Annotated in this window: 12 protein-coding genes; 8 read left to right on the top strand and 4 right to left on the bottom strand. The window is 50.8% G+C overall.

Annotated features, from left to right (window positions below):
- Window positions 1-130: 130 nt before the first annotated feature.
- The 4 genes from leuD to leuA are packed head-to-tail and all read right to left on the bottom strand — an operon-like array spanning window position 131 to window position 4,848.
- Window positions 131-733 carry a 3-isopropylmalate dehydratase small subunit gene (gene leuD, locus NHN17_RS13245; RefSeq protein ID WP_255043040.1) on the bottom strand — a complete coding sequence of 201 codons (603 nt, stop codon included), beginning with the start codon at window positions 731-733 and terminating at the stop codon, window positions 131-133.
- A gap of 16 nt (window positions 734-749) precedes the next feature.
- Window positions 750-2,183 (bottom strand): 3-isopropylmalate dehydratase large subunit, encoded by a 1,434-nt coding sequence (gene leuC, locus NHN17_RS13250; protein WP_255043041.1) that lies wholly within the window; start codon window positions 2,181-2,183, stop codon window positions 750-752.
- 23 nt (window positions 2,184-2,206) lie between these two features.
- The gene (gene leuB, locus NHN17_RS13255; RefSeq protein ID WP_255043042.1) at window positions 2,207-3,295 is read right to left on the bottom strand and encodes a 3-isopropylmalate dehydrogenase; all 1,089 of its coding nucleotides are present in this window, start codon (window positions 3,293-3,295) and stop codon (window positions 2,207-2,209) included.
- A 2-nt stretch (window positions 3,296-3,297) separates the two neighbouring features.
- Entirely contained in the window at window positions 3,298-4,848 is a 1,551-nt protein-coding gene (gene leuA, locus NHN17_RS13260; RefSeq protein WP_255043043.1) for a 2-isopropylmalate synthase, read from the bottom strand.
- A gap of 593 nt (window positions 4,849-5,441) precedes the next feature.
- On the opposite strand from leuA, the gene NHN17_RS13265 reads away from it, so the two are divergent.
- From NHN17_RS13265 to NHN17_RS13300, 8 genes are all read left to right on the top strand, one after another.
- Complete coding sequence (locus NHN17_RS13265) at window positions 5,442-6,089, top strand: TetR/AcrR family transcriptional regulator (RefSeq protein WP_255043044.1); 648 nt, start codon at window positions 5,442-5,444, stop codon at window positions 6,087-6,089.
- Window positions 6,083-7,429: an efflux RND transporter periplasmic adaptor subunit gene (locus NHN17_RS13270; protein WP_255043045.1), complete on the top strand. Its 1,347-nt coding sequence runs from the start codon at window positions 6,083-6,085 to the stop codon at window positions 7,427-7,429. The genes NHN17_RS13265 and NHN17_RS13270 overlap by 7 nt, the downstream gene beginning before the upstream one ends.
- Window positions 7,426-10,536 carry an efflux RND transporter permease subunit gene (locus tag NHN17_RS13275; protein ID WP_255043046.1) on the top strand — a complete coding sequence of 1,037 codons (3,111 nt, stop codon included), beginning with the start codon at window positions 7,426-7,428 and terminating at the stop codon, window positions 10,534-10,536. Before NHN17_RS13270 ends, NHN17_RS13275 begins: the two co-directional genes overlap by 4 nt.
- 128 nt (window positions 10,537-10,664) lie before the next feature.
- The gene (locus tag NHN17_RS13280; RefSeq protein ID WP_255043047.1) at window positions 10,665-11,168 is read left to right on the top strand and encodes a phosphatase PAP2 family protein; all 504 of its coding nucleotides are present in this window, start codon (window positions 10,665-10,667) and stop codon (window positions 11,166-11,168) included.
- A 14-nt stretch (window positions 11,169-11,182) separates the two neighbouring features.
- Window positions 11,183-12,289, top strand: coding sequence for an MJ1255/VC2487 family glycosyltransferase (locus tag NHN17_RS13285; protein ID WP_255043048.1), 1,107 nt, complete (start codon window positions 11,183-11,185; stop codon window positions 12,287-12,289).
- A gap of 346 nt (window positions 12,290-12,635) precedes the next feature.
- Window positions 12,636-13,592, top strand: a complete 957-nt coding sequence (gene leuO / locus NHN17_RS13290) for a transcriptional regulator LeuO (protein WP_255043049.1) — start codon at window positions 12,636-12,638, stop codon at window positions 13,590-13,592.
- A gap of 298 nt (window positions 13,593-13,890) precedes the next feature.
- A complete protein-coding gene (locus NHN17_RS13295) occupies window positions 13,891-15,705 on the top strand; it encodes an AMP-dependent synthetase/ligase (RefSeq protein ID WP_255043050.1) in 1,815 nt (604 codons plus the stop codon).
- A gap of 582 nt (window positions 15,706-16,287) precedes the next feature.
- Complete coding sequence (locus NHN17_RS13300) at window positions 16,288-18,006, top strand: acetolactate synthase 3 large subunit (RefSeq protein ID WP_255043051.1); 1,719 nt, start codon at window positions 16,288-16,290, stop codon at window positions 18,004-18,006.
- Window position 18,007: the final 1 nt, after the last annotated feature.

Genomic DNA, 18,007 nt, shown 5'->3' on the forward strand with positions numbered 1-18,007 from the left:
GGCGACAAGATTCTTGGCTATCATTAGCTTAGACGACCTGGTAGGGAATGATTTTATTGCAAAAAAGACAAAATAAAACGCCCCTAGCACAGGCTTGGGGCGTCATTTTTTACCGTTAAGGTATGCTCGGCTAAGCTAGGAACGCTGGTATGTTACGCTCATAGTCGGCAATCTTGTCTTCATGTTGCAAGGTTAGACCGATATTATCCAGACCGTTTAGCAGGCAGTGGCGGCGGAACTCATCGATTTCAAAACCGTACTGCTTGCCGTTGGCTGTTACCAGCATCGCTTCTAGATCAACGGTGACCTCAGCACCTTCGCTGGCTTCGACGTATTGGAAGATCTCATCAACGTCCTGCTCGGTCAGGCGTACCGGCACCATCTGGTTGTTGATGGAGTTACCGTAGAATATATCGGCAAAGCTAGGCGCAATCATAACCTGGATACCGTAATCGGCCAGTGCCCATGGTGCGTGCTCGCGCGAAGAACCACAGCCAAAGTTTTCGCGCGCCAGCAAGATGCTTGCCCCTTGGTAGCGTGGGGCATTCATGATGAACTCTGGGTTTGGCTGCTCGCCAGCATCATCAAGGAAGCGCCAGTCATGGAACAGGTGCTTGCCAAAACCGGTACGGGTGACCTTTTGCAAAAACTGCTTAGGGATGATGGCATCGGTATCGACGTTGGCTGCATCCAATGGAACGACCAGTCCGGTATGTTGTTTAAATCCTGTCATTGTTTCGTTCCTTCTCTTAAGCCGTCACTGCAACGTTGTCTAGTTCGCGGATATCAACAAAGTGGCCAGCACAAGCGGCTGCCGCAGCCATCGCAGGGCTGACTAGGTGGGTACGTCCGTCGCGACCTTGGCGGCCTTCAAAGTTACGGTTACTGGTTGATGCGCAGCGCTCGCCCGGACCTAGGCGATCGTTGTTCATCGCCAGACACATTGAACAGCCTGGTAGGCGCCATTCGAAACCGGCTTCGATGAAAATCTTATCCAGTCCTTCTTTTTCAGCCTGGGCTTTCACTTGCTCCGATCCCGGAACAACCAGTGCCTGCACGTTTGATGCAACCTTGCGGCCTTTGGCAATCGCTGCTGCTGCACGCATATCTTCGATACGTGAGTTAGTACATGAGCCGATAAAGACTTTATCGATTGCAAAATCAGACAGTTTTTTACCTGCTTCCAAACCCATGTAAGCCAGTGCTTTTTCAGCCGACGCCTGCTCTACCGGATCGACAAAGTCAGCCGGGCCTGGGATGGGTTGGTCGACAGCAATGACCTGGCCCGGGTTGGTGCCCCAAGTAACCTGCGGCTTGATGTCTTTGGCATCTAGGGTCACAACCGCATCGAACTTGGCATCGTCGTCAGTCTTTAGCGTCTTCCAGTATTCGATAGCCGCGTCAAGATCGCCGCCGGTCGGAGAGAACTTGCGATCCGTGATGTAATCGAAGGTCGTTTGGTCCGGAGCGATAAGGCCTGCCTTGGCACCTAGCTCGATGGCCATATTACAGACTGTCATACGGCCTTCCATGGTAAGATCGGTAATGGCTTCACCACAGAACTCCACTACGTGACCAGTACCGCCAGCAGCGGTGGTTTTGCCGATGATAGCCAGCACGATGTCCTTGGCCGTAATGCCCTCTGCCACCTTGCCTTTGACTTCGATCTTCATCGTCTTGGCACGGGCTTGTTTTAAGGTCTGGGTTGCCAGTACGTGCTCGACTTCCGAGGTACCGATCCCGAATGCCAGCGAGCCGAATGCGCCGTGGGTGGCGGTGTGCGAGTCACCACACACAATCGTCATGCCCGGCAGGGTGATGCCCAGCTCAGGGCCCATGACATGGACGATACCTTGGTATTTGTGGTTCAGATCGTAAAGGGTGACACCGAACTCTTGGCAGTTCTTGGCCAGTGTTTCCATCTGGATGCGGGCCATTTCGCCCGAGGCATTGATGTCCTTGGTTTGGGTCGAGACATTGTGATCCATGGTGGCGAAGGTTTTGCCGACTTGGCGTACCTTGCGGCCTTTTTCACGCAGACCGTCAAAGGCCTGCGGTGAAGTCACTTCATGTACCAGATGGCGGTCGATGTACAAGATCGGGTTTTCGCCTTGGGCGGCAACCGCAACATGGGCATCATAGATTTTTTCGTATAGCGTCTGAGGCGCTTTAGTATTAGACATTGCTCATTTGCTCCTTGCTGCGATTAGGCTTGGCGAACGTACTGGGCTATCTTATCGCCCATTTCGCTCGTGCTTAGTGCTGCGCTGTTACCCGCTAGGTCAGCGGTCAGCTCACCGGCTTCCAGCGCTTGCGATACGGCCTGTTCGATAGCGCGTGCAGCGGGCTCTTCGCCCAAGCTGTAACGTAGCATCAGGGCTGCAGATAGGATCTGTGCCACCGGGTTGGCAATATTCTTTCCTGCGATATCTGGCGCTGAGCCACCTGCAGGTTCGTACATACCGAACTTATCTTGGTTCAGGCTGGCTGATGGCAGCATCCCCATGGAGCCTGTGATCATTGCGCATTCGTCCGAGATGATGTCACCGAAGATGTTCGAACACAGCATAACGTCGAACTGCGACGGATCTTTGATCAGCTGCATCGTCGCATTATCAATGTACATGTGATTCAGGGTGACTTCCGGGTAATCCTTGGCCACTTCTTCGACCACTTCACGCCACAGGATAGAGCTCTGCAGTACGTTGGCTTTATCGATGGAGTAAACGTTCTTGTTACGCAGCATGGCTGATTCGAAGGCAATACGGGCTATACGTTCGATTTCGTAGCGGTGGTAAACCTCGGTATCGTAAGCTTTCTCTTGCGGGCCTTCCCCTTCGCGGCCTTTCGGCTGGCCGAAATAGATACCGCCAGTTAGTTCACGTACGACGACGATGTCGAAGCCGCGCTCGGAGATATCGGCACGCAGTGGCGAGAATGCCTCAAGGCCACTGTGGATCTGCGCCGGACGCAGATTGCAGAACAGCTGGAAGTGCTTGCGCAATGGCAGCAATGCGCCGCGCTCAGGTTGATCGTTAGGTGGTAGGTGCTCCCATTTCGGGCCGCCCACTGAGCCGAACAGGATGGCATCTGAGGCTTCACAGCCTTTCATTGTAGCCTCAGGCAATGGACAACCATGGTTATCGATGGCGATACCACCGACATCGTACTCGTCGCAGTCTAGGGTGAAACCGAATTTCTCTTGTACAGCGGCCAATACTTTGTGGGCCTGCTGCATAACTTCTGGGCCAATACCGTCACCCGGTAGAACGGCAATTTTATATGTACCTGCCATGGTTATACTGTCTCCATTTGGGATTTCTGTTTAATTTCTGCAATTTGATCGGCGCGATAAATACTGTTTATCACGTGAAGTAGTGCTTGTCCTGACGCTTCGACAATATCGGTCGCCAAGCCTGTACCGTGGTACTTGCGGCCTTTGTAGTTGGCGATGATGTCGGCCTGACCCAGACCATCTTCCCCTTCACCCTTGGCGGTAAGATCGAACTTGTCCAGTACGATTTCATAACCGGTAAGGCGATAGATACATTGGTATAGTGCATCGACAGGGCCGTTACCGACAGCGGCTTCGCATTTTTCCTCATCACCACACTGCAGCTTGATGCTGGTGGTTGCCATCACGCTACCGGATTGCACACTTAGGTAGTTGAGTTTGAAGAAGTCATCTTCGTCGCGCAGGTTGGCAAAGTGCATCAGTGCTTCAAGGTCGTAATCGAAGACTTGGCCCTTGCGGTCGGCTAGCTTCAGGAAGTCGGCGTATAGGTCATCCAGGTTGTATTCGTTTTCGGTGTAACCCAGTGCATCCATGTGGCTCTTCACCGCGGCGCGGCCTGAACGCGACGTCAGGTTCAGCGCTTGGTTCTTCAGGCCAATCGACTCGGGTGTCATGATTTCGTAGGTGTTCTTGTTCTTCAGCATGCCGTCCTGATGGATACCCGACGAGTGGCTGAAGGCATTGGCACCCACGATAGCCTTGTTGGCTTGTACCGGCATGTTGCAAAGTTGGCTGACCATCTTGCTGGTGCGGTGGATCTCATCGTGTTTGATGTTGGTGTGTACACCCAATAACTCAGCGCGGGTTTTAATGATCATGGCGATTTCTTCTAGCGAACAGTTGCCCGCCCGTTCGCCCAATCCGTTGATTGTTCCTTCAACCTGGCGGGCACCGGCTTGCACCGCAGCCATCGAGTTGGCAACCGACATACCGAGGTCGTCGTGGCAGTGCACCGAGATAATAGCCTTGTCGATATTCGGGACGCGTTCGAACAACTGGCTGACGATGCCGCCAAATTCACTCGGTAGGGTATAGCCAACAGTATCAGGAATGTTAATGGTGCTGGCACCGGCATTAATGGCTGCTTCCACCATCCGACATAGGTTATCAATTGGAGTTCGGCCTGCATCTTCACACGAGAACTCGACATCATCGGTGTAGTTGCGGGCACGCTTAACGGCGGCGACACCCATTTCTATCACGTCATCGTAGCTGCGGCGCAGTTTGTCCTGAACATGGACGGTGGAAGTAGAAATAAAGGTGTGGATCCTAAATGCCTCGGCCACTTTCAATGATTCGGCTGCGACATCAATGTCTTTGGCGACTGCGCGAGATAGGGCACAGACTCGGCTGTTCTTGATGTGCTTGGCAATGGTTTGGACCGACTCGAAGTCACCCGGAGATGAAACCGGGAAGCCAGCTTCGATGACATCTACCCCGAGGCGTTCAAGGGCATAAGCGATCTGCAGTTTTTCTTTTACCGTCAGGCTGGCGGATAGCGCCTGTTCACCGTCACGTAACGTGGTATCGAAAATGATGACCTGATCTTTCATTGCTACTTCCTTTCTTTGGCTGCCGGTATTGGCATTATCTGCATCCGCTTGCGCTGGCCTGTATAAGAAAAAACCCGCGCTGACTGCGCGGGTTTTTTGAATTCTTAGTGGTGTTTCCCACTCATAAGCTACCCGCGCGATGTATTCACGATAAGGAGGAGGCTTAGGAGAAGAGATGAGAAACGCATTTTCATAATTGAAATATATCCACAAACTTGGTTAACAAATGAATACCAAATAGACAGGTGGACCGTCAACCATTAATTGCATGTTTATTTTATTTTTATGGTTATTCAGTTGATATTTAATGGTGGTCACAACAAATCTGACCAGTTGTATGCAGTGTGGAGGCTCCTGTGTAGTTGGCGGGCGAACGGAGGGTATGGTGGAGATACAGCGTGGGAATGTTATTTGTTTGTTGAATCCACATCAAGGTGAGGCATTCTCTCTTATAGTAAAATTAATCAATTGATTAAATTGTGGGGAATTATTGCCCTGTTGGTATACGGGAGAGGATTTAAAATTAATCATGTGATTAATTGAGCTATCTAGGAGCAGCATGTTCATCAAACAGCAAAAACAGAGGAGGCTGCATGGTGGGTAAAGCCGGGCGTCCGGTCGGGGAGTCTGACGCCAGAGATAGGTTGATTGCCGAAGCGAGGAAGCTGTTTGTCAGCTTGCCTTACAACAAGGTGTCGACGCGGATGATAGCTAACCGTGCAGACGTTAATGTGGCGTTGATCCGCTACTACTTTGCCAACAAGGCTGGGTTGTATGAAGCCATGCTGAGGGAAACGGTGAAGCCTATCCATGCCCAGTTGAAAGTCGCCCTGGCCAAGGGGGATTTTGCCTCCATTGGTGATTTGATGCGTACTTATTATCGGATCATGGCACCCAACCCAGATATGCCCAAGTTGATTGCTCGCGCCATGATGATGGAGCCCGCCGATCTCCAGCGTCAAACCATGGAAAAGATTTTCAACGAGGTGGCCCGCCCGGCGATCGACGTGATGTTTAAGCAATTGCAGACCCAAGGGGAGCTGAGGTCTGATGTTTGTCCCAATAAGGCAAGAATGAGTTTTATCAGCTTGATGGTGTTTCCTTTTCTGATCCCACCCTCAATGTTGACCCTGCAAAATATAGAAATGGATGAAGCGTATTTGGCTGAACTTGCCGAGCACAATGTCAACTTATTGGTACGTGGATTGATGATACTAAAGGAAGAGAATAAACCATGCTGAAGAACCGTAAACTACTCCTGTTTCCTGCTGTACTGGCTGGTGTGGTGATCTTGGTGTTGGCGATAAATTTGCGTCCGTCGCCGGACGTCAAGCCGGCACTCGAGCGTGCTAGGGTGGTCGATGTGATCAACCTTGAGCAGCAACAACTTGCGCCAGTGGCGGCGGGGTTTGGCCGGGTTGCGCCGAAGGTGGAGTGGCAAGCCATCGCGGAAGTGACGGGTAAGGTGGTATACCGTCACCCAGATCTGAATAAAGGTCGGGTATTGGACGCGGGTACTATATTGCTCAATATTGACCCCTTGGATTATGAGTTGCGTCTGGCGCAGGCTGAAGCTGATGTCAGTGCCAGTCAGGCACAGCTGGCTAAGCTATCGCAGGAAGAGCAAAACCTCAAAACCACCCTCAAGATAGAAAGAAACAGATTAGCAATCAGCAAGAAAGAGCTGGCGCGCAAACAGGAACTGCGCACCAAGGGGCTAACTTCGCAGTCGACCGTCGATTTGGAGCTGCAAAATACGTTGGCGAGCCAGAAAGTGGTGCAGGAAATCGAGAACCAGCTCATCGTGTTGCCTAACGAACGCAAGGTCACCCAGGCTCAGCTGGAGGTGAACTTGTCGCAGGTGAGCGAAGCGAAGCGCTCTTTGCAGAAAACCGTGATCACTTTGCCGATCGATGCTCGGATTTCCAACGTGGATATCGAACAGGATCAGGTAGTGAATACCCAGCAGGTGATGGTGGTGGCGCACGGTATTGATACCGTGGAAATTGATGCCCAAATCGCCCTGCATGATATGCAGGTGCTGGCTGCTAGCTTGACTCAGTATACCGCCCATGCCGATGGCAAGCCTCGGGCTGACCAGCTCGATCTCAGTGCTAGAATCCAGTTGTCCAGTGGCAGCTTTATCCAGCAATGGCCAGCAAAAGTGACCCGTATCAGTGATACGGTGAGTGCCAATCAGGCCACCGTCGGAGTGATCCTTGAGGTTGATCAGGATTACAGCCAGCTATCACCGGAAACTGCTCCGCCCTTGGTTAATGGGATGTTTGTCGAAGCGCGGGTATCTGGCCAGCCCAACCCGCACTGGGTGATCCCTGAGCGGGCTTTGCATGGCGATAAAGTCTACTTGATCGATAGTGAGAGTAATTTGAAAATCCAGCCGGTGACAGTACTGTTCCGCCGTGATGGCCAAGTGGCGATCAGTGGCGAACTGGCGTCCGGTACTCAGTTGGTGGTCAATGATCTGCTGCCTGCTGTTGCGGGAATGGCGTTGAGAATTGTGACCGTAAATGGCCAGCCAGTTGAAGAGGTTCAAGAGCAAGATCAGGAGCCAGCTTCATGATCCGTTATTTCTCCCGTCACCCAACCGCCGCTAACCTGATGATGCTGGCGTTGATCATCTTGGGGCTGGTGTCCCTGCCTAAGATCAAGCGTGAAACCTTCCCGGATTTTGCCCCCCCTTACATCATTGCCTCGGTGGTCTACCCTGGAGCCTCGCCTCAGGAAGTGGAAGAGAGCATCTGTATGCGGATGGAAGATGCCGTGGATGGGTTGTCTAATATCATAGAGACCCGCTGTGAAGCGGTAGAAGGCTCGGCATCGCTGGTCCTTAAGCTGACCAGTAGCGAGGTGGTATCGCGGATGCTGGTGGATGTACAGACCCAGATCAACGCGATTAATGATTTTCCGTCTGAAATTGAATCTCCGATAGTCCGTGAGCTGGACTGGAACGAGCCGGTGGTTGATGTGGCGATCAAAGCCGATACCAGCCTGCCACACCTCAAGGCGTATGCCGAACAACTCAAGCGTACTCTTAAGCTTGACTATGGTGTTTCATTGGTCGACGTCAGTGGTTTCTCCGACCACCAGCTTAGGGTCGAACTTGATGAAGTTGCGATACGCCAGCTAGGCTTGAGTGTCAGTGATATTGCCAACAAATTGAGCCGGCAAAATATTAAGTTGCCGAGCGGTAATATAGAACTGGCAGATCGTAATTTATTGATCCGCTTCGATGAGCAGAAAATTACCCCGGAGACCATTGCCCGAACAGTTGTCGGGGCAGACACCCTTGGCGCAGTTTTGCGCTTGGGAGATGTCGCCACCATTACCGATCGCTTTGCCCTTGATGAGCAGAAGGTGTTGTTTGACGGTATGCCGTCGGCAATGCTGCGGATCAGCAAGAACAAGGCTGATGATGCGTTGCGGATCAAAGAGCGGGTGGCGGCGTTTGTCGAGGCTGAAAACCAGCGGGCACCGACCGGAGTGACCCTGACGCTGACCAACGATCTTTCGTCACTGTTATGGGATCGCCTGACCATGATGGTCAGAAATGGCTGGCAGGGGGTCGTGTTGGTCTTTGCCGTAATGTGGCTATTCTTCTCGTTCCGCTATTCCTTCTGGATCGCCGCAGGCTTGCCGGTCGCTTTTCTTGGCAGTATGTACTTGATGGCTGCTTTCTCTTTGTCTATCAATATTATGTCGTTAGTCGGTCTGCTGATGGCCATCGGGATCATGATGGATGATGCGATAGTGATCTCCGAGTCGATTGCTTCCCACCTGGATCGTGGGCAGAAGATCCAGGATGCGGTGTATAACGGCGTGAAGAAAGTGCTGCCGGGAGTGGTGTCATCTTTCCTCACCACTATCTGTATCTTCGGTAGCTTGATCTTCCTCGAAGGGGAGATGGGCGCTGTATTGCGGGTGGTACCGCAGGTACTGATCTTGGTACTGACGATCAGCTTGATTGAAGCCTTCCTGATTTTACCCAGTCACCTCAGCCATTCATTGCACCGACAAAAGCAGGAGAAGCTGCCACCAAAATGGAAGCAAAACTTCCTGGCCCGCTTCGAGCACTTTCGCAATGAACGCCTCGTCAAGATGGTCGCGCTGGTGGTGCAGTGGCGCTACCTGTTTGTCGGCGGGGTGATTGGTTTGTTGTTTGCTTCTTTTGCCTTATTGGCTGGTGGTGGGCTCAAGTTTGTCGGCTTTCCGGAATTGGATGGCGATATTGCCGAAGCGCGGATCATCTTGCCCCCAGGCTCTACGCTTAGCCAGACGGAAGCCGTTGTGAGCGAAGTGGTTGCTTCGGCAAAACGCCTTAATGTCCAGTGGAGTGAACGTAACGAAGGTGGCATGCCACTGGTTAAGAATATTACCGAGCAGTTCAACTTCAATGCCGATGCTGATGAGAGTGGCCCGCATGTCGCGACTGTTAGGCTCGATTTGCTCAGTGCCGAGATCCGCAATAGCTTGGTCGATGAGTTTATTGATGCGTGGCGGGAAGAAGTCGGTGAGCTTGCTTCACCGGTAGCCTTGGTCTTCAAGCAACCAGCGATGGGGCCGGGTGGCCGGGCCATTGAAGTGCGGATGCAGCATGATGACTTGGCGATGCTCAAAGCGGCTTCTATCGAGACCCAGCAGTTTTTCAATGAATTTGCCGGGGTCTCGGGTGTGCTGGATGATATGCGGATGGGTAAGCCCGAAGTGTTGATCCGCCTGCGCCCGGGAGCTGAGTCTTTCGGGGTCGATGGTCAAATGATTGCTTCACAGCTTCGGGCTGCGTATTTCGGCCAGACCGCCGATGAAATCCAAATCGGGCCTGAAAACATTGAAATTGAGGTGATGTTCAACAAAGAGCGGGCGGCGGATCTGCAGACCCTTGCAAGTTTTCCGGTCATTTTATCTGATGGTAGTCAGATCCCGCTGGCCTCGGTGGCCATCCTCGAATATCAGCGAAACTATGTCCGTATCCAACGAATTAACGGGTTGCGTACTCTCAGCGTTTATGGTGATTTGCAAGAGAGTGTGATCAGTTCTGGCGAGGTGTTGAACCAGTTTAGAACCAAGTTGATGCCTAAACTGCAACAGGATTACCCGGGGCTTCGCTTTGATTTCGAAGGGGCGGCCAAGGACACCGCAGAAACCGGACAGTCGATGGCGACAGGGGTTATGCTGGGGATCTTTGGGGTGTTTGTGATCCTAAGCTTTCAGTTCCGCAGCTACCTCGAACCCTTTGTGGTACTGCTGGCTATTCCACTGGCTTTGATTGGGGTGTTCTGGGGCCATTTGCTGCTAGGGCACCCGCTCAGTATGCCGAGCATGATGGGCTTTGTTTCGTTGGCTGGGGTAGTGGTTAATGATTCCATCTTGCTGGTGCAGTATATTCGCCACCACCTCGATGATGGCGACGATATTGAAAAAGCCGTGGTAGAGGCCAGTCGAGAGCGCTTCAGGGCGGTTTTCCTTACATCGCTAACCACCGCTGCTGGCTTGTTGCCGTTGATGTTGGAAACCAGCTTGCAGGCCCAGGTCATCAAGCCGTTGGTGATCTCGATTGTTTTTGGGATCTTTACCTCAACCCTGTTGGTACTGTTCATGATCCCTGCGGCATACGTGATCTTGTCTGACTTCAAGTTGGTACACCGCCACGAAAATTTAGCCTCTGCTTAATTGTCCCCTTTGGCAATCCTTCTGCACGGTGTGGAAGGATTGTCATTATCCCTCCTTTAAAGCGTCACTGCGTTGTCATATCCCTTTCCTAATCTGATCCAGAGTTAAATCAGCTTAGGATCTCGACAATGACCTTACTGACACCGTTACAGCGAATTGATTACGCATTTTCGGCGCTTTGCCTATGTCACCGTTTCAATATTCAAGTCGCGCGTTTTAGTCGTGCGATATCCCATACCGGGGATGGTCACCTGTATGTGATTTTTGCGGCGTTGGCATGGGTTGCTGATCCTCTGCAGGGAGCAGATGTGGTGGCAACTGGGTTACTTGCCTTCGCCTTCGAAATTCCGGTTTACCTTGTTCTGAAAAATTGCTTTAAGCGCAACCGTCCGGAAGCGCTGCCGAGCTTTATTACGCCGTCGGATAAGTACAGCTTACCATCGGGCCATACGGCCGCAGCTTTTGTTATGGCCTCGCTCATCACGGCATTTTATCCGGATACCGCTTGGTTTATCTGGCCGTGGGCGGCAGCGATAGGCTTTTCCCGTGTGCTGCTGGGGGTGCACTACATTACCGATGTCATTGCAGGGGCACTGCTGGGCGTATTGTGCTTTCAGCTGGTGAGTTTCTAAGGAGTAGCCAATAGATGAAGATCCTTTATGGTGTTCAGGGGACGGGCAATGGCCATATTTCGCGGGCTCGCGAAATGGCCAGAGCGTTTTCGACATTGGGGGGGGATGTCGACTTCCTGTTTTCAGGTCGCCCCGATAACCGCTACTTTGATATGGAATGCTTCGGTGAGTTCAAAGTCCGACGCGGGCTGACCTTTGTCACTGAAAATGGTGAGGTAAGCCGTTGGAAAACTCTCACCAGTAATCATTCAGCGATGTTCTTGCGTGATGTTCGTAACCTCGATTTATCGGCCTACGATGTGGTACTCAATGATTTTGAGCCAGTCTCTGCCTGGGCGGCGAAAAAGCAGAAAGTCCATAGTATCGGGCTCAGCCATCAGAATGCATTTTTGCAAGACATTCCGACTCAGGGGCAGACTTGGTTTGATAGCATGGTACTGCGCCGTTTTGCCCCGACAGCTCAGCAGTTGGGCGTCCACTGGTTTCATTTCGACCAGATGATCCTGCCGCCGATTGTACCGATTAGCGAAGTATCGCAAGACTGTGATCAATCGGTGTTGGTTTACCTGCCTTTCGAGAACCTGCAGGCGGTGCTTGATTTGCTTACCCGCTTTACTCAAGTCCGTTTTTACTGCTATCACCCCGAGGCTAGCCATGACAGCGAGTATGGCAATGTCAGTATCCGCAGACTTAACCGGGATAGCTTTCACCATCAATTACACCTTTGCCGTGGCGTGATAGCCAACGGTGGTTTCGAGCTCCCTTCAGAGGCGATGAACTTGGGCAAGAGACTGTTGCTCAAGCCATTGCATGGCCAGTATGAGCAAATCAGTAATGTTATGACCCTAGAAATGATGGGACTGGCCAGTTCGATGAGCTACCTTGATCCCGCTGCGGTGAGAAACTGGCTGGACAGTGATTCTGTCGGCCGGGTGATAATGCCAGATGTAGCGACGGCTATTGCTCGCTGGGTGTTAGCGGGGAACTGGCATAACTGTGATGAATTATGGCAGCAGCTGTGGGAACAGGTGGAGTACCCAGAGGTCGTCGAAGAAGCAATGGTTGAGTGGTATACCAATCATAACGTCAATAGCTATAAATCGGCGATAACGACGGTTTAGCATTCCACAGCTGTGGTTGGACAAGGGCCTAAATAGGCCCTTTTTTCTTTCTTCTAACTTTTTAATTTTGCTTATAATTATAGCTTTATTTTAATTATAGATATTTTAGAACTTTTTATATCAGCCTTAAGCGTATGTATTGTATGTGTTTGTATTCTGAATTCAGTTTTTTATATATAACTGCACCAATTTGCTGATACTCGCCTATTTATTTCGTCAATCTATTTGAAACATACTGGCCTCACCCCGCAAGAGGGAGTCAGTTTTCAGAGGCATCGGATTGCCCAACTATTCACCGGCGGCATAACGGATTTTGCCCCATAACGGTAATCTATAGAGGCAAATAATGGCACGCAGAAATTCATCTATTCACCCTGCTGATGGGTATAAAATGGAATCCAACTTACGTAGTGTTGATCTCAATCTATTGACCGTGTTTGACGCGGTCATGCAGGAGCAAAATATCACCCGCGCTGCGCACAACCTGGGTATGTCCCAACCGGCAGTGAGTAATGCCGTTGCTCGATTGAAAGTGATGTTTAACGATGAGTTGTTTATCCGTTATGGTCGTGGGATCCAGCCGACCCAGCGTGCTAAGCAGTTATTCGGTCCACTTCGCCAGGCGCTGCAGCTGGTGAAAAATGAATTGCCGTCTTCTATTTTTTCGCCGGAGACGTCAACCCGTACCTTTAAGCTGGCTGTTTGCAGCCCGTCAGATATGCGTTTTGCGCCTCGAATCTTAAGCAATGTGGCCGAGCAGGCACCTGACGTGCGTGTACAGGTTGAAGTCGAGTTGGATGCCAAGCTGACCCAGAAGATGCATTACCAAGATATCGATTTTGTGATTGATTATGTGCGCTTTGACGAACCGGGCTTCTGCAGTACCGAATTGTTCAGTGATGAGCTTGTCGTGGTTGCAGCCGGTAACCACCCACGTATTGGTGAGAGCATTAGTGAAGCGGTTTTCACTCAAGAGCTGCATGCGGTTATGAAGTCTACCCCTGGCGTGAAGATGTTTGCCGATCATATCTACAATAACCACGCAAGCTACCAGGAAGCCTACCAAGGGACGAGCCTGAGCAACATTATGTATGTCGTTAGCCAGTCTGAACTGATTGCTGTGGTACCACGCTGGCTGGCCAACGTGACTGCTGCCAGCCAACAGCTGAAGATCTTGCCACTACCGGTTGAGTCAGCCAAGATTTCGGGTTATCTCAGCTGGCACGAGTCTTCACAGAAGGACAAGGGCCATATCTGGATGCGTGATCAGCTGCTTGCCGTGTGCGGTGACAGTTCTATCTAATCGAATTTAATACCGTTGTTCGAGCAGAAGTCAGCAGTTGCTGGCTTCTTAATTTTTATGAGCGTGTGAATTTGTGCCGTTATACTCTTTAGTAAGCGGAAGTTAGACGTATTTCCTTACACTTTGTAGCAGCACTATTAGGGAAAGGTAGAGCCTTTGTAATATCTGGCTTTTCAATTCTGGTCGTACCAGGCAAATGGGGATTTTGTGAGGTCACAGAGTTGCCTTTCTCCCTACGTCACGGGTAGACTCCTTGCAAAATAGGCTTACAGGTGTAAGCCAGAACGGCAGAGTAGTTATGGCTAAACGTGAATTTCATATCGTCAACCGCATTCGTTCCCAAGTTGAACGTTTAGGTGATCAGGTTGCATTACGCCACCAAGTGGCAGGTCAATGGCAGGATATCCGCTGGAGTGAGTTTGGTGAGCAGATCCAACAGCTCGCGCTGGCTATGGTTGGACATGGTCTGAATGTCCAAGACAAAGTCGGTATTTTCTCCAATAACATGCCACGATGGACAGTGGCTGACTTTGCAACACTGTATAACCGAGCTGTAACTGTCCCGATTTACCCAACCAATACCCCGCAGCAAGCTGCATACATTATCAATGATGCAGCAATCCGCATCCTGTTTGTTGGCGAGCAATCTCAACTTGATGCTGCTGTTTCAGTGGCTGGTGAATGCCCTGATCTTGAGCATATCGTGGTGATGGGTGAGGTAGAGAGCCTGACCGAACACCCGTTAGTCATTCGTTTTGAGGACTTTGTGGCGGCGGCTGAAACGGCGGCGCAAGGCACCTTGGCCCAACGTTTAGATGATGCGGCAATGGATGATCTGCTGACCTTGATTTACACCTCGGGCACTACGGGGACGCCGAAAGGGGTGATGCTCGATTACGCCAACATCGGTTCACAACTTGAAGGCCACGATCAGAAACTGGCATTGGAAGAGGGCGATGTATCGCTGTGTTTCCTTCCTCTTTCGCACGTTTTTGAGCGTGCATGGACCTTCTATGTATTACACCGTGGCGGGGTGAACTGTTACCTGTCTGATACGAACTTGCTTAAAGACGCCTTGGCCGAAGTGAAGCCAAATGTCATGGCGGCTGTGCCAAGGGTTTACGAGAAGATTTTCTCTACCGTCCACGACAAGGTTTCCCGCGCACCTTTCCAACGCAAGGTGATCTTTACTTGGGCTGTCAATATGGGCGCCCGCATGGCCCTGGCGCGTCAGGAGTGCCGAGAGCCATCTTGGATGCTGAAAAAAAGCCATGCGCTGGCGGACAAGCTGGTATTGTCGAAGCTACGCGCTATTCTTGGTGGCAACATCAAGTTTATGCCGTGTGGTGGTGCCAAGCTCGATGAGAGCATCGGCCGTTTCTTCCATGCTATCGGTATCAACGTCAAGCTGGGCTACGGTATGACGGAAACTACGGCAACGGTATCGTGCTGGGATGACAGGAGTTTCAACCCAGATTCAATCGGTATGTCGATGCCGGGTGCTGAAGTGAAGATTGGCGAAAACAATGAAATTTTGGTACGTGGCCCGATGGTGATGCGCGGTTATTACAATATGCCGGAAGAAACTGGCAAGAACTTCACCGAGGACGGTTTTCTGAAAACCGGTGATGCGGGTCACATTGATGAGGAAGGTAATGTGTTTATTACCGACCGTATCAAGGAGCTGATGAAGACCTCCGGCGGTAAGTACATTGCTCCGCAGGTAATTGAGGGTGCCATTGGTAAAGATCATTTTATCGAGCAGATCGCGGTGATTGCCGATACGCGTAAGTTTGTATCAGCCTTGATTGTACCTTGCTTTGAAACGCTTGAAGAGCATGCCCGTGAGTTGAACATCAAGTATCAAGATCGGATGGATCTGGTTAAACATAGTCAGATCATCGAGTTGATTGAAAAGCGGGTGGTTGAATTGCAAAAAGACTTGGCGCGTTTTGAACAGGTGAAGAAATTCACCCTGCTACCGAGCGCCTTTTCGATGGATAAAGGTGAACTGACACCGACCCAGAAACTGCGTCGCAAGGTGATCCATGATCGTTATCACCAGCAAATCGAACGTATGTACGAAGAAAGCCACAAGGCGACGAGTAAGTAGTACTCAGTGCCAATTGGATTGGGAAAAGAGAGCCTCGGCTCTCTTTTTTTCTATCTGCCGATTCGGCCTGTTTATCGCCCTCGTATGGCGATGAGGGGGATAGCTCGGCTCTAGACTACCCTCTGGTTTGAGCAGTGTAATATGCCGATAATAAAGGTAATGATGAAAGTATATTCCTGTTGATGCTATTCGCTCAGTCATTATCCTGATGGATATTTGCTCATTTCAGATAATACTTGTTAACTGCCTTCAGCCAATAGACTTGCTTGCTAAAAAAACGTTACAGTTGTAACAGTTTACTGCTTGTGTTATCACACTGAGCAGATGACATAGCATGGAAACAATTTTTTGTTTTCATTTCATTAGGCTAAGAATAAGCCCTAACTATGTGATATCAGCCTGTATAGCTAATTGAGGCGGTTATGTTTCATTGGCTGCTGTATTTCCGGCAACAGGCTAGCGCAACCCATGCTGATGTTTATTGTTTGTCCCTCCAGTCAAGCAGTTGGCATTAGGCCGCTAGCACAGCTCCCGGAATGAATTAGCTATACAGGATGGTATACGCGACCTGGAGGCAGAAATATGGAAATGTTGTCCGGCGCCGATATGATTGTTCGCTCAATGATCGATCAAGGCGTGAAACATATCTTCGGATACCCTGGCGGTTCAGTGCTCGACATCTACGATGCGCTGCATGAGAAAAGTGATATTGAGCACGTACTGGTACGCCATGAGCAAGCGGCAGTACACATGGCTGACGGTTATGCCCGTGCCACAGGCGATGTCGGTGTGGTGCTGGTAACTTCCGGTCCCGGGGCGACCAATGCAATTACCGGTATTGCAACTGCATATATGGACTCCATTCCAATGGTCGTATTCTCTGGCCAGGTTATGAGTAACCTCATCGGCAACGATGCCTTCCAAGAGTGTGACATGGTGGGTATTTCCCGTCCTGTCGTCAAACACAGCTTCTTAGTGAAAAAGCCGGAAGATATCCCAGAGATCATCAAGAAAGCCTTTTATATAGCCGCAAGCGGCCGTCCTGGCCCGGTTGTCATTGATATCCCCAAAGATATGCTCAATCCCGCCGAGAGCTACCCATATAAGTATCCAGAGTCGATTGCGATGCGCTCGTACAACCCGACGACTCAGGGGCACAAAGGACAGATCAAGCGTGGTTTAAAAGCCTTGCTCGCCGCCAAGAAGCCAGTGTTGTACGTTGGTGGTGGTGCGATCATGGCAGACTGTAGCCCGCAATTGCTTAAACTGGCTGAAAGCTTGAATATGCCAGTGGTCAATACCCTGATGGGGCTGGGAGCTTTCCCAGGTACTCACAGGAACAACCTGGGTATGCTGGGGATGCACGGTACCTATGAAGCTAATATGGCGATGCATAACTCGGATTTGATCTTCGGTATCGGTGTGCGTTTTGACGACCGTACTACTAATAATGTCGAGAAGTACTGCCCGAACGCCACTATCATGCACATCGATGTCGACCCGTCGTCTATCTCTAAAACAATTTCGGTTGATATTCCTATTGTCGGCTCGGCTGATACGGTACTTAACTGCATGTTGAAAATGCTTGATGACCAAAACGGTCATAATGACGATGCGGCGATTGATAGCTGGTGGAGTGAGATAGCGTCGTGGCGTGGTCGTCAATGTCTGAGCTACAGCAAGGATAGCGAACGTATCAAGCCGCAGGAGGTGATTGAGGTACTGCACAAGCTTACAGACGGTGATGCCTATGTGGCTTCAGATGTCGGCCAGCACCAGATGTTTGCTGCGCTATATTACCCGTTTGATAAACCTCGTCGGTGGTTGAACTCCGGTGGTCTTGGCACCATGGGGTTTGGTCTTCCCGCTGCAATGGGGGTGAAATTTGCCCTGCCTGATGCCGAGGTCGTATGTGTAACGGGTGATGGCAGTATTCAGATGAACATCCAGGAGCTGTCTACGGCATTGCAGTATGATATCCCGGTCAAAATCATCAACCTGAATAACCGTTTCTTGGGCATGGTGAAACAGTGGCAGGATATGATCTACCAAGGTCGTCATTCCCATTCTTACATGGATTCGGTGCCGGACTTTGCCGCGATTGCTGAGGCCTATGGCCATGTCGGGGTGCGTATTTCCGATCCGAATAAACTGGAAGAGGAGATGGAGAAGGCACTGGCCATGAAAGATAAACTGGTGTTTATTGATATCAGTGTCGATGAAACCGAGCATGTCTACCCAATGTTGATCCGAGGTGGGTCAATGAGCGAAATGTGGCTGAGTAAAACGGAGAGAACTTAAT

The sequence above is a fragment of the Photobacterium pectinilyticum genome (assembly GCF_024357955.1).
GTDB classification, from domain to species: Bacteria; Pseudomonadota; Gammaproteobacteria; order Enterobacterales; family Vibrionaceae; genus Photobacterium; species Photobacterium pectinilyticum.